The sequence below is a fragment of the Streptomyces sp. NPDC002838 genome, from assembly GCF_040295365.1.
Taxonomy (GTDB): domain Bacteria; phylum Actinomycetota; class Actinomycetes; order Streptomycetales; family Streptomycetaceae; genus Streptomyces.
This window is the reverse complement of sequence record NZ_JBEOVF010000037.1, coordinates 58,114-71,093: the sequence shown is the minus strand read 5'-3', so window position 1 is coordinate 71,093 and position 12,980 is coordinate 58,114. Positions and strand designations below refer to the sequence as shown.

The 12,980-nt window shown below is 69.3% G+C and carries 11 protein-coding genes and 1 pseudogene; 4 read left to right on the top strand and 8 right to left on the bottom strand.

What is annotated here, in order from left to right; all coding sequences use genetic code 11:
* Nucleotides 1-23: 23 nt before the first annotated feature.
* The gene (locus tag ABT063_RS35925; RefSeq protein ID WP_351064361.1) at nt 24-698 is read right to left on the bottom strand and encodes a class I SAM-dependent methyltransferase; all 675 of its coding nucleotides are present in this window, start codon (nt 696-698) and stop codon (nt 24-26) included.
* A gap of 158 nt (nt 699-856) precedes the next feature.
* Nucleotides 857-1,297: a UCP032817 domain-containing protein gene (locus ABT063_RS35920; protein ID WP_351064360.1), complete on the bottom strand. Its 441-nt coding sequence runs from the start codon at nt 1,295-1,297 to the stop codon at nt 857-859.
* Nucleotides 1,298-1,459: 162 nt separating this feature from the next.
* Here ABT063_RS35920 and ABT063_RS35915 point away from each other — a divergent pair.
* Nucleotides 1,460-1,840, top strand: a pseudogene (locus tag ABT063_RS35915) (PDDEXK family nuclease); the annotation flags it as partial.
* Nucleotides 1,841-1,980: 140 nt separating this feature from the next.
* Here the strand turns inward: ABT063_RS35915 and ABT063_RS35910 are convergent.
* The gene (locus ABT063_RS35910; protein WP_351064358.1) at nt 1,981-2,826 is read right to left on the bottom strand and encodes a diacylglycerol kinase family protein; all 846 of its coding nucleotides are present in this window, start codon (nt 2,824-2,826) and stop codon (nt 1,981-1,983) included.
* Between the two features lie 212 nt (nt 2,827-3,038).
* On the opposite strand from ABT063_RS35910, the gene ABT063_RS35905 reads away from it, so the two are divergent.
* The gene (locus tag ABT063_RS35905; RefSeq protein ID WP_351064357.1) at nt 3,039-4,322 is read left to right on the top strand and encodes an adenylosuccinate synthase; all 1,284 of its coding nucleotides are present in this window, start codon (nt 3,039-3,041) and stop codon (nt 4,320-4,322) included.
* A gap of 84 nt (nt 4,323-4,406) precedes the next feature.
* Here the strand turns inward: ABT063_RS35905 and ABT063_RS35900 are convergent, their stop codons facing one another.
* Genes ABT063_RS35900 through ABT063_RS35880 form a run of 5 tightly spaced genes read right to left on the bottom strand, consistent with a single transcriptional unit; the run spans nt 4,407 to nt 11,226 of the window.
* Complete coding sequence (locus ABT063_RS35900; RefSeq protein WP_351064356.1) at nt 4,407-6,161, bottom strand: RICIN domain-containing protein; 1,755 nt, start codon at nt 6,159-6,161, stop codon at nt 4,407-4,409.
* A 41-nt stretch (nt 6,162-6,202) separates the two neighbouring features.
* A complete protein-coding gene (locus ABT063_RS35895) occupies nt 6,203-6,964 on the bottom strand; it encodes a carbohydrate ABC transporter permease (RefSeq protein WP_351064432.1) in 762 nt (253 codons plus the stop codon).
* 56 nt (nt 6,965-7,020) lie between these two features.
* A complete protein-coding gene (locus ABT063_RS35890) occupies nt 7,021-7,998 on the bottom strand; it encodes a carbohydrate ABC transporter permease (protein ID WP_351064354.1) in 978 nt (325 codons plus the stop codon).
* A 10-nt stretch (nt 7,999-8,008) separates the two neighbouring features.
* A complete protein-coding gene (locus ABT063_RS35885) occupies nt 8,009-9,253 on the bottom strand; it encodes a sugar ABC transporter substrate-binding protein (RefSeq protein WP_351064431.1) in 1,245 nt (414 codons plus the stop codon).
* 59 nt (nt 9,254-9,312) lie between these two features.
* Nucleotides 9,313-11,226: a glycoside hydrolase family 127 protein gene (locus tag ABT063_RS35880; RefSeq protein WP_351064352.1), complete on the bottom strand. Its 1,914-nt coding sequence runs from the start codon at nt 11,224-11,226 to the stop codon at nt 9,313-9,315.
* Between the two features lie 182 nt (nt 11,227-11,408).
* Here ABT063_RS35880 and ABT063_RS35875 point away from each other — a divergent pair, with 182 nt between their 5' ends.
* Nucleotides 11,409-12,458: a LacI family DNA-binding transcriptional regulator gene (locus tag ABT063_RS35875; RefSeq protein WP_351064351.1), complete on the top strand. Its 1,050-nt coding sequence runs from the start codon at nt 11,409-11,411 to the stop codon at nt 12,456-12,458.
* 114 nt (nt 12,459-12,572) lie between these two features.
* Nucleotides 12,573-12,974 carry an effector-associated constant component EACC1 gene (locus tag ABT063_RS35870; RefSeq protein ID WP_351064349.1) on the top strand — a complete coding sequence of 134 codons (402 nt, stop codon included), beginning with the start codon at nt 12,573-12,575 and terminating at the stop codon, nt 12,972-12,974.
* Nucleotides 12,975-12,980 lie beyond the last annotated feature (6 nt).

The following is a 12,980-nucleotide window of genomic DNA, read 5'->3' as shown; positions in this document are numbered from 1 at the left end:
CGGCCGGAGTCTGCCTCACTGCCTTACGCAGGGACGTGGGCGCGTACCAGGAGCGTGCCCAGGTTTTCCGGTTCCGGGGCCTTGATGACCTGGGCGTCGATGTCGGTGAAGCCGTGCCGCTTGAGGATGTCCGCCCACGTCTCGGGGGCGTACTGCCAGCGTCGTACGGTCAATTCGCGCTCCCGTCCTTCGAGCCACTTGCCCCTCATCTGCTGAGGACCGTAGGAGCCGGCGACCGGTTCGGCCTGCGAGAACGCGAAGACCCCGCCGGGGGCCAGTCGTTCGAAGACGCGCGGGAACAGGTCCTCGGGATCCGTGAACCAGACGGCTCCCCATACTGAATAGATCGCGTCGTACTCCGCAGGGGTGGACGAAAGGTAGGCGCAAGCCTCGCCGTGGACGAAGGACAGCCCGGGGGTGTCCTTCCACCAGGCGCGGGCGCGTTCGACCTGGACGGCGGAGAAGTCGATCCCGGTCACCTCGACACCCTGGCGGGCCAGATGGGCGGCTTCCTTGCCCTCTGCCGACCCGAGCTCCAGCGCGCGGCGGGGATGGCCGAGGACTTCGGCACCGGGTCCGTGCCCGGAGTACTGGGTCCAGTCGAACCGGTGGGCCTGCGGTGCCGGTTGCACGCCCTCGCCCTTGTAGGGCTTGTACTTGTCCCAGTATTCGGCCGGTGTCATGGGCGCGTGGGGCATGAGGCTCCTCGGGAGGGCGGAGTGACCGGTGTCCATCGGGCTGGACACGGTATCGGTGCCCCCTCCCGAGGGCTGCCGAATGACACTGCCTCTTCCGTATGGGCACACGAAGAGGCCCGAGAGCGTCACGTACGCTCCCGGGCCCGATCGGGTTCGGATCAGTGGCAGTTCGACCCCGGACTGCACGGCCCGCACTTGCCGTAGTCGCGTTCCCAGAGCTTCCAGTCCACGTCGAAGCCCGCGCCGGCGATGATCTGCGCCGTGCGCTCCACCGAGCCGTCGTACTTGAACTCGATCTCCGGGATGTGCTCCAGGAACTTGCCGTCGAAGTGCTCGGCGCAGAACTCGCGGTAGTTCTTCGTGTCCAGGATGAAGGCGTGAACCGCCAGGTCGACCAGCCGGCCACAGCACATCTCCAGGCCCTGGCCCCACTTCTCCATGGCCGTGATCAGGTACGAGACCGCCGCCCCGAACAGCCGGTTGGCCATCACCTCGTCCACGGGGTGATCCCGCATCAGGAGCTGGATCTCCCGGTCCCACACGTCACGTTTCACGTAGTCCCGGGGGTCTCGGACCTTGGTCTCCAGTGCTGTCGTCATGCTGTCCTCCGTGGTGTCGTCGGAGCCCTTCGCCCAGAGCGGGCTCGTACTCGTACGACACCACCGGCTGACGGCGGACGGTGGTCAACTAGCTTGCCGCGCGCGTCGCTTTCAGATCCTGCACGCGCCATCGACGCCCCTGCGCGGGCTGGCTACCGTTGAATGGCCCGGCCCCGGCCAGTGGGAGGCGCGATGCGCACCATGGACCCGCTGTGGAGTTCCGCCCAGGCCCGTGCGCTCGTCGACCGCCAGGACCCAGGTGGACTCATCCGTAGCCTGTCGCCGTGGCCGAAAGGCTACTACGCCCTCGTGATGGACCGGGTGTCTCGGCAACTGAGCCCTCGCCTGCCAGAAGGTCACGTGATGTGTGAGGGACCGCTGCTGTACGTCTTCCCGAGGGACGAGTGCGCGTACGAACCGGACATCCATGCGGCGCACCGACGCACCCACGAGACGACCAGTAACCGCCTGGACGGTGAGGCTCTCTCCTTTGTCGCCGAGCTGACCTCGCCCTCCACCCGGGACGACGATCTGACCGACAAGGTTCAGGTGTACGCCAGGGCGGGGATCCTCACCTACCTGGTGCTCGACCAAGCCGTTCGGCGAGGCGCTCCACATCCCGGACCCCTTCGACTGCGTGCTCGATACCGCAGGCTTCCAGACTCCCCGAGCCACGGATCGGCTCACGCCGACGAAGGCAACGTAAGCCCCCAAGCCCCCTCCCAAACCGTCCAAGTCCGCCTCCGCACCGGCCCCGCCACCCCCGCGTCCGACCGGTACCGGAAATCCGCCCCCACCACGGTCACCGTCCTCCCGGACGCCCGCAGGGGCGATGCCTCCGCGCCCACCGAAGCCGGCCGTACCTCGACCTCGGCCACCCCGGAGGACCCCGGCGTCACCGACACCGAAGCCACCGGATGGCCCAGATCCACCAGCGTCACCCCGTCGACCTCCACCCGCAGCCGGGACGGGCCGGGGCCGGTGACGGGGGTCTCCCGCGCGGGTCGCACCGGCACGAGCGTGCGTACGAGGGACTGGCACGTCCGTAGCCAGGGACGCGCGGAAGGGCCGTCCGGCGGAGCCTCCGGAGACACCGGCGGAATCCGCAGCTCGCCCAGCACCACCCCGTCACTGTCGTCCACGAGCAGGTCCAGCCGCCGCTCGACCCCGTCCAGGACCGCCCGCGCCGCCGCCACCGCCCCCGTCGGCACCCCCAGCGACCGCGCCAGCGACAGCGCGCCTCCGACCGGTACGAACGACAGCGCGCACTCCGCCAGCTCCCGCCGCCTGTGCAGCAGCGACACCGTCCGGACCAGCGCCCGGTCGTCGCCGATGACCACCGGCCGCCGAGATCCCCGTCGCGCCAGCGCCCGGGCGAATTCCTCCGGGTCCTCCGGCAGGCACACCTTCGTATGCGCCGCACCCGCGCTGACCACGTCTTTCGCGATCCGTACGGACTCGCCGTCGGTCCTCCGGGCGACCGGATCGATGACCACCAGCAACTGGTCGGACGTCGCGAAAGTCGCCACCTCGGTCCTGCCTCGCTTCCTCGGGTAGCATCTTTGTGCAAGAGCCCCTTGCGCTATTGCGCCAGGGGCTTCGTCTATTCCGGGGCATCCGGTCCGACGGGTTGCGGCCAACGAAGGCCGCCGGTGTACGAAACACGCTGTGCGAGTCACAGGCAAGTGTTCGCGTACGCCTCTGACCTTGGACATGCCCCGCCCGGAAGGGGTGTACGCGCGTGCCCGCACTTGTGCTGCTCGGTGCTCAGTGGGGTGACGAAGGCAAGGGAAAGGCGACCGACCTGCTCGGTGGCTCGGTGGACTATGTGGTGCGCTACCAGGGCGGCAACAACGCCGGCCACACGGTAGTCGTGGGTGACCAGAAGTATGCCCTCCACCTCCTCCCTTCCGGAATCCTGTCCCCGGGGTGCACCCCGGTCATCGGAAACGGTGTCGTCGTCGACCCGTCGGTCCTGCTCTCCGAGCTGAGCGGATTGAACGAGCGTGGCGTCGACACGTCCAAGCTCCTGATCAGCGGAAACGCTCACATCATCACGCCTTACAACGTGACCGTCGACAAGGTGACGGAACGCTTCCTCGGAAAGCGGAAGATCGGGACCACCGGCCGCGGTATCGGGCCGACCTACGCCGACAAGATCAACCGCGTCGGCATCCGCGTGCAGGACCTGTACGACGAGTCGATCCTGACGCAGAAGGTGGAAGCCGCCCTCGACGTCAAGAACCAGATCCTCACCAAGCTGTACAACCGGCGTGCGATCGCCGTCGACCAGGTGGTCGAGGAGCTGCTGGGCTACGCCGCGAAGATCGAGCCGTACGTCGCCGACACGGTGCTCGTGCTCAATCAGGCGCTGGAGCAGGACAAGGTCGTGCTCTTCGAGGGCGGCCAGGGCACGCTCCTCGACATCGACCACGGCACGTATCCCTTCGTGACGTCCAGCAACCCCACCGCGGGCGGTGCGTGCACCGGCGCGGGCGTCGGCCCGACGAAGATCAGCCGGGTCATCGGCATCCTGAAGGCGTACACGACCCGGGTCGGAGCGGGTCCCTTCCCGACCGAGCTCTTCGACGAGGACGGCGAGGCGCTGCGGAGGATCGGTGGCGAGCGGGGTGTCACCACCGGCCGTGACCGTCGCTGCGGCTGGTTCGACGCGGTGATCGCCCGTTACGCCACCCGCGTCAACGGCCTCACCGACTTCTTCCTCACCAAGCTCGACGTCCTCACCGGCTGGGAGGAGATCCCGGTCTGCGTGGCGTACGAGATCGACGGCAAGCGCGTCGAGGAGCTCCCGTACTCCCAGTCCGACTTCCACCACGCGAAGCCGGTCTACGAGACCCTCCCGGGCTGGTCCGAGGACATCACCAAGGCGAAGTCCTTCTCCGACCTGCCGAAGAACGCCCAGGACTACGTCAAGGCGCTGGAGGAGATGTCCGGTGCCCCGATCTCCGCGATCGGGGTCGGGCCGGGGCGGGACGAGACGATCGAGATCAACTCGTTCATCTAGTCACGGTCATCCGGTCATAGCCTCATGACATGCCTGTGCCCCTGGCCGCCGACATCGGCCAGGGACACAGGTGTCTTTACGGGGCTAGCGTGACGTCAGCCTCCACAGGTGGTCCGCCGTGCCGTTGTCGCTCCACTGAAGGACCTGGGCGCCGGGGGATGTGCTCATCTGGTCCACGCCCAGCAGCAGCCCGCTGTTGTAGTTGGCGATCTTGTAGTAGCCGTCGCGGGCCGGGATGAGTTGCCAGAGGTGGTCGGCGGTGCCGTTGTCGCCCCAGATCAGGGCGGTGCCGCCGTCGGAGGTGCTCATGGTGTTGATGCCGAGCACCAGCCCGCTCTTCTGGTTGACGATCTTGTACAGGCCCGAGCCTGCGGACACCAGGGTCCAGTTCTGGTCGGTGGCGGTGGTGGGCGTTCCCTGGAGCACCGGGGTGCCCTGAGCGGTGGCACCGTTCTGGGTGCCGAGGGCGAGACCGCTGTTCCTGTTGGTGATCTGGTAGCGCCCCGCCAGCGAGGTGTTGGTGCCGCTGGGGGTGACCACCACGCGGTATCCGTCGGACGCGTTCATCGTGACCGGCACGGTGATGGAGCCGCCGGAGACCGTGTAGTCGGCGTCGGAGATGGTGATCGGGCCGGGGGACGCGGTGGTGCGGCCGGTGTGGGGGGAGTACTCCACCCTGACGTGGACGGTGCTTCCGAAGGCCGACAGCGCGGACAGTCCGTTGACCTTCACCGCGCAGGAGCCCGTGCAGCCGCCGGCGACGACGCTGATCTGGTTGCCGGCGCTGTTGCGGGAGGCGAAGCCGTCGATGCCCGTCTGCGCGGGGGGCGTGGTGACGAGCATGTTCCCGGACATGTCGCCGTACCACTTGTACGTCCAGTACGAGCCGTTGGGCGAGCCGCCGGTGCCGGTCAGGGTGTCGCCGAGGGTGCCGTACTGGTTCCAGAAGGCGAGTTCGGCGTCCTGGACGCCGGTCCGCTCGAACTTGGCGACGTAGGGAATGAGAGCGCCGGAGTTGCCCATCTCGGCGGGCGTGCCGTACTCCTCGATGGAGATCGGACGCGGGCTGATGCCGAGGCTGCGCTCCAGCGCGCGGTACGCGGAGACGTGGGCGGCGATGTCCCTGCTGCCGCTGAGTTCGTGCCAGGCGATGATGTCGGGGACGGTGCCACTGGCCTTGGCGTCGGTGAGGAACTGGGTCATGCGGGACTGGTTCCAGGACGCGTCACTCGGGCCCTGGATCGGGGTCCTGGTGTCCTTCGTCCGGATCTGCTTGTAGGTGCGTGCCCAGCCCGCGTTGAAGGAGCCCGCCTTGGCGGTGTCCCAGGTCCAATCGGGCTCGTTCCAGATCTCGTACGCGCTGATGTTGGTGGCGCCCGAGGACTGCACGGCGGCGACCTGCTTGTCGACCGCCGACAGCCAGTCGCTCCAACTCACCCATCTGTAGGGGAAGTTCGGGTACCAGTCCGGCATGCGGACGACCACCTTGGCGCCCGCGCGGGCCGCCTTCGACGCTACGACGAGTGCGTCGCCGCCGGGCTTGGACGCGCCGTTGGGCAGCTGGCTGCCGCCCGGGGCCATCTGCACGAAGGTGTGCGGCTTGAGAGCGTTGACCAGGCTGTCGGAGGGGGTGGACCCGTCGGCGAGGCCGTAGAGGCTGCCGCTGGCCACATGGGTGACCGGGCGCAGGGTCTGGTCGGCGTTGACGACCAGGGTGGTGGCGGTGGTGGGAACGGCGTGGGCGGCCGGCGCGGCGGTGGCGAGGGCCGTGACGGCGAGGGCGGCCGCGCCCAGGGCGGCGGTGAGGCGCCCGGAGGTGGGGGGTCTTGAGCGGCTCATGACAGATGATCTCCTCAATGGAGGCTCAATGGAGGGAAGGTTCAGTCCTTCACCGCGCCCGCGGTCACACCCGCGGCCACGTAGCGCTGGGCGAGGACCAGCAGCACCGCTGCGGGGACGGAGGCGACGACGGCGGTGGCCATGATCGCGTTCCACTCCTGGTTGTTGTTGCCGATGTAGCGGTAGATGCCGAGGGTGATCGGCCGCCAGTCACCGCCGCCGTCGAGGGTGTTGGCGAAGACGAAGTCGGACCAGGCCCACAGGAAGCTGAAGAGCGAGACGGTGACGACCGCGTTGCGGCTCACCGGAAGGACCACCGACCAGAAGGTGCGGAAGGTCCCGGCACCGTCGATGCGGGACGCGGCGATGAGCTCGCCGGGGATGCCCGACATGAACGCCGTGAAGATCATGACGCCGAACGGCACGGCGATGGTGGAGTCCGCGATGATCAGGCCCCACCAGGAGTTGAGCAGGCCGAGGTCGAGGAAGATGCCGTAGAAGCCCATCGCCATGACGATCCCGGGGATCATCTGGGCGACGAGGAGGACCAGGCCGAGGGCGCCGCCGCCGAGCGGGCGGAGTTTCGCCAGCGCGTAGCCGGCCGGGGCGGCGAGGACGAGGGTGAGGGCGACCGTGCCGAGGCCGATGAGCAGGCTGGTGCCGAGGTAGGGCATCTGGTCGTCGAGGACCGCCTTGTAGCCCTCGAAGGTGGGGTGGAGGGGGAGCAGGTCGGGCGGGGTCTTGCGCATGTCCTGCTGTGGGGTGAGGGACACGTTGAGCATCCAGTACACCGGGAACAGCATCAGCGCGGTGAGGAGGACTCCGATGGCGGTGTAACGGCGGGAGGCCGTACGGCGTTTCACGCTTCCTGCCTCCTCTGGACGCGGATGTACAGCAGGCCGAAGACGAGGGCGATGAGGATGAGGATGTTGCCGACCGCCGCCCCCGGGCCGAACTTGGGCAGCAAGGTGCCGAAGCCCAGCTGGTACGACCAGGTGGCGAGGGTGGACGAGGCGTCGCCCGGCCCGCCCTTGGTCATGATCCAGATCAGGTCGAAGACCTTGAGGGTGTAGACGAGGCCGAGGAGCAGGGTGATCGCCGACACCGGGCGCAGCAGCGGGAAGGTGATCCGGCGGAACTGCTGCCAGCCGTTCGCCCCGTCCAGCGCGGCGGCCTCGTAGAGCTCCGACGGGATGTTCTGCAGGCCGCTGTAGAGGATGACCAGGTTGAACGGGATGCCGATCCAGATGTTCGCGATGATCACGGACGTCAGCGCCCAGTCCGGTGAGGTGAGCCAGCCGACCGCGTCCACGCCGAAGAAGTGCAGGAAGTAGTTCACCACCCCCGACTCGCTGTTGAGCATCCACGACCACGTCGACGCCGACACGATCAGCGGCAGCAGCCACGGGATCAGGAACAGGGCGCGCAGGGTGGGCGCCAGACGGAAATGCCGGTTGAAGAAGACCGCGAGGGCGAGCCCGATGGCGTACTGGAAGGCGATCGACACGAAGGTGAAGACCATGGTGTGGCGCATCGCCGGGCCGAACGTCGGATCGTCGAGCACCTTCTGGAAGTTGTCCCAGCCGGAGAACGGCGCGTCCCCCGACACGAACGACCGGACGGTGTAGTCGCGCAGGCTCAGGTCGAGATTGCGGTAGAGGGGATAGACGTAGAAGGCGGCGAGGTAGGCGATCAGCGGGGCGACGAAGGCGAGCGCGGTGAGTTGGCTCCGGCGCCGCTGCCGGCGCCGCAGCGGCACGGAGTCGGTTCCACCCGTACCGCTCGCCTTCGACACGGCCGCCGCCTGCCCCGGGCGGTCGACTCGGGCGATGGTCATGGTGTGGGACCTAGCCCTTCTCGGCGCTCGACTGGGCCGTGTCCAGGGCGTCCTGCGGGCTCTTGCCGCCGGAGAGGGCCGACTGGACGGCGGTCCACATCGGCTCGGAGATCGTGGGGTACTTCGAGCCCAGTCCGCCGCTGGTGCGACCGCGCGCCGCGGCCACGGCGTCCACCCACGGCTTGAGTTTCGGGTTCGCCTTCACCTGCTCGGCCTGCACGGTGGCGGTCGGGGCGATGTACATCAGGGTCGTGTCCGTCGCCAGGAGGTTCGCGTCGTTGGTCAGACACTCGACGATCTTCTTGCTGACGTCGTAGCGCGCGCTGTCCTCCTGCACGGGCACGGTGACGAACTCGCCACCCGTCGGCACCGGCGCCGAACCGCCGTTGCGCGCCGGGATGTTGAGGATGCCGTAGTCGAAGCCGGCCTTGTCGGCGTTGCCGAGCTGCCAGGTGCCGTTCTCGCCGAACGCGTAGTCGCCGGTGGCGAACTCCTGCCAGCTGGTGGTCTGCGTGTTCTGCAGGACGTCCTTCGGGGCGTAGCCCTCGTCGACCCACTGCTTCCACAGGGAGAGGGCGGCGACCCCCTCGTCCGAGTCGAGCTTGGTCAGATCCCCGCCCGCGCCCCAGAACCACGGCAGGAACTGGAAGCTGCCCTCCTCCGTATTGATCGCGGAGAAGGTGATGCCCTTCTTCCCGGCCGTCTTGACCTTCTGCAGGGCGGCGGTGAGGGAGTTCCAGTCCTTGATGGAGGCGGGGTCGACGCCGGCCTCCGACAGAACCTTCTTGTTGTAGTAGAGGGCGAGGGTGTTGGCGCCGATCGGGACGCCGTAGGAGGCGTCGTCGATCGTGCCCGCGCCGATGATGTTCTCCTGGATCGACTTCGTGTCGAGGCCGAGGTCGCTCGTCTTGTTGAGGATCCCCGCCTCGACGAGCGTGGAGACGACCGGGTTGTCGACCAGCATCACGTCGGGCGCGTTGCCCTGCTGGGCCGCGAGCAGCGCCTTGTTGCCGAGGTCGGTGGTGTCGTACGCGGTGCGCTTGAGCGTCACCCCGGCCTTGGTCCCGCACTCGGTGACGCGCTTGCCCCACGGCGAGGAGGCGTCGAACTGCGGATACGGGTCCCAGAAGGTGTACGTCCCTCCGGACGCGTCGGAGGAACCGGACCCGTCGGATCCGCCTCCGCAGGCGGTGAGGGAGGCGAGCGTGCCGACGGCTGCCAGCGCGGCGATCAGGGTGCGGCGGGCGGGGGCCAGAGGGGCGCGGCGGGTGGGTATCACGGGGTGACCTCGTTGTCGTAGGGCGGGGCGGGTGCTCAGGAGGTGGGCAGCCAGACGCGCATGCTGCCGTCCTCGCGGTTGGCCCAGGCGTAGTAGGGGACGGCGATCAACTCGACGGGCTCGCCGTCCTGTTGGCGGAGGTCGTCGGCGGAGCCGTACGGCCACCAGCCCGCGTCGGGGACGATTCGCCGCCTGCCCGCCGCCACGACCGTGGTGACTCCGCCCAGCAGGTCCGGGCGGTGCTTCACGGCGAGCGGGCGGGTGGTGTCGATCACGATGTCGTCCAGGCCGCCGCCGGGGTGATCGACCCCTTCCAGGCAGTGGACGAGGGGCCCGCGTTCGATGGCCACGCAGCCGCGTACGGCGTCCACCCGGGGGTCGGCGGTGGTGAGGCGGGGTTCGAGGGCGAGTTCCAGGACGACCTTGTCGCCGGGGGCCCAGGTGCGGTGCAGGCGCAGCCAGCCGTCGGCCACGGAATCGTCGTACGTCTGCTCGCCGCACCGCACGCGGAAGTCCCGGCACCACCGCGGGATGCGGAGCGAGAGCGTCCAGGGGCGGTCGGTCGGGGTGTCCTCGACGGTGAGGGCGATGGTGCCGTGCCAGGGGTAGTCGGTTTCGGCACTGATGACGGCGAGGTCGCTTTCGTACCGGCCGGTGACGTACTGGTGGATCTGGAGGCCGTCGTCGTCGCTGCTCGCCAGGTAGTGCTCCAGGGAGGCCAGCAGCCGCATGACGTTCGGCGGGCAGCAGGCGCAGCGGAACCAGCGGGTGCGGCGGGCCGACTGGTCGCCGCCGGGGTCGGTGTGGCCGTCGCGGACCTGGAGCGGGTTGACGTACAGCCAGCTCTCGCCGTCCAGCGACACCCCGGCCAGGAAGCCGTTGTACAGGGTGCGTTCGATCAGGTCGGAGTAGCGGGCCTCGCCGGTGAGCAGGGCCATGCGCCAGCTCCACTGGATCGAGGCGATGGCGGCGCAGGTCTCGCAGTAGGCGCGCTCGTTGGGCAGTTCGTACGGGTCGCCGAAGTCCTCCTCGTCGTGGTGGGCGCCGAGGCCGCCGGTGAGGTGGGTCTTGGTGGTGGTCATGGCGTGCCACAACCGCTCGGCGGCGGTGCGGAGTTCGGCGTCGCCGGTCTCGGTGGCGAGATCGGCGGCGGCGGCCAGCAGGTACAGCTGTCGTACGGCGTGCCCCTCGACGTTGGTGGCCTCGCGGACGGGGACGCGGTCCTGGCAGTAGGCCTCGCCGCCGAGCAGGCCGTGCCCGTGCCGGTCGACGAAGTAGGCGGCGAGGTCGAGGTAGCGGCGCTCGCCGGTCTCCCGGTACAGCTCGACCAGGGCGGTCTCGACCTCGGGGTGACCGTCGATGCCGTCGATGGGCTTGCCGCTGCCGGGCGGGCCGAAGACGGAGTCGACGTGGTCGGCGAACTTCCGGGCGACCTCGAGGAGTTCGGGGCGGCCGGTGGAGCGGTGGTGGGCGACGGCGGCCTGGATGAGATGCCCCGCGCAGTACAACTCGTGCCCCCAGCGCAGGTCCTGGTAGCGCTCGCCGCCCTTGACCAGCTGGAACCAGGTGTTGAGGTAGCCGTCGGGCTGCTGGGCGGAGGCGACGAGATCGGTGATCCGGTCGACGTGGGCCTGAAGGTCTGGTGACGCTCCCTGGGCGAGCTGCCAGGAGGCGGCCTCCAGCCACTTGTAGACGTCGGTGTCCACGAAGGGGTACGCGCCCTGGAACTCGCCCTCCGCCGTGCCGGCCGCGAGCCGCAGGTTCTGCAGATTGCCCGCGGACTCCAGCAGTTCGGGGCCCTGCGGGAGGGAGGTGCGGGTGTTGACCTCGCGGCGGGTGTGCCAGAAGCCCGCGGTGATGCCGGCGGGGGCAGGCCGCAGTGCGGCGCGGGCCTCCGGGCCGAGTCGGACCGGGCCCGTGGGGGGCAGGGCGGGGCGTGTGCGGGGCATGGTTCTCCGAAGGCTGGGATGGCTTTTGAGCAACCGTTTTCCTGACGGAAAAGTAGAGGGGAACGGCCAAGTCGGGTCAAGGGCTGCGACAGTATATTTTTCTGGTTTCTCACTGACTGGCGCTCGACCTCGGCGGATGCCACGATGTTGGGCACCCCTGCCGCGAAGGAAAAGGTTTGCTCGTGACGTCAGCCGCAAGTGCTCCAGGCTCCTCAGGGTCGTCCCCCGCCGGCCGGGCCCGGCTCGCCGACGTCGCCGCGCTCGCGGGCGTCAGTGTGGGCACGGCCTCGAAGGCGCTCAACGGTGGCGGAAGGATGCGCCCGGAAACCCGCCAGCGGGTCCTGGACGCCGTGGCGACGCTCGGCTTCCGCCCCAACCAGCACGCCCAGAGCCTGCACACCGGCCGCAGCTGGACGGTCGGTCTGATGACGACGGACGGCATAGGCCGCTTCAGCACACCGGTGCTGCTGGGCGCCGAGGACGCGCTCGGCGCCGGCAAGATCTCGGTCCTGCTGTGCGACACGCGCGGCGACGCGATCCGGGAGCAGCACCACCTGCGCAACCTCATCGACCGCCGGGTGGACGGCATCATCGTCACCGGCCGCCGTACGGACCCGCGCCCGCCGCTGACCGGCATCAGCGGCCTGGAGGCGATCCCGGTGGTCTACGCGCTCTCCCCCTCCACGGACCCGGACGACACCTCCGTCGTCTCCGACGACCGGGGCGGCGCCCAACTCGCGGTGGAACACCTCCTGTCCACCGGCCGCACCCACATCGCCCACGTCACCGGCCCCGAACACCACGCCGCCGCCCGCGACCGCGCCCGTCACGGGGTGGAGCACCTGGAGGGCGCGGGGTTCGGTTTGTCCACCGGCCGGGTCCACTTCGGCGAGTGGAGCGAGGCATGGGGCCGCCGCGCCGCCGAGGCGGTCCTGCGTACGGCCCCGGAGACGGACGCCTTCTTCTGCGGCAACGACCAGATAGCGCGGGGCGTCGCTGACACTCTCCGCGAGCGCGGCGTGAACGTCCCCGGCGACATCGCGCTCGTCGGCTACGACAACTGGGACACCATGGCCCTGGCCTCCCGCCCGCCCCTCACCACGATCGACATGAGCCTCGCGGAGATCGGGCGCATCGCGGCACTACGGCTCCTGGAGGCGATCGACGCGGAGGGGACGGCGCCGGGGATGCACACGGTGCCCTGCCGGCTGGTGGTGCGGGAGTCGACCTGAGGGGCGCGCAGCGTTGGCGTCGCGCAGTGGTGACTTTGCGTGCTTGTTGCCAACTTTCGCTAATGCCCCGAGAGTTGAGGCACATGAACACGTGTGGGCTCGGAAGGGGCACAGGTGAGAGTCACACTGGCCGTGGACGCCGGGAGCGGGGACGGCGTCGGGGCTGCGGAGGATCTGTACCGGTGGCTGCGCCAGGACCCGGAGCTGCGGGCCTTCGTGCGCCGGGAGGCTCCGGCCGCGCCGCCGGTCGGAGCCATGGGCGCGCTGGGAGAGCTGATCTCGCTGCTGCTGGCCCCCGGCGGTCCGACGGCGGCGGTGGGAGCGGCCGTCGTGGTATGGCTGCAGAACCGCCGCGGCAACCAGACCGTCACCATCACGCTGCCGGACGGTACGCAGGTCGTGGTCTCCTCCGAGAAGGTGCGGGGTCTGACCGCCGAGGGCACCAGTGAACTGGCCGAAAAGGTCGCGGAGGCGTTGCGGCAGGAGCGGGCGGGCCGGACGCCCGAGGCCGGCTGATCATGC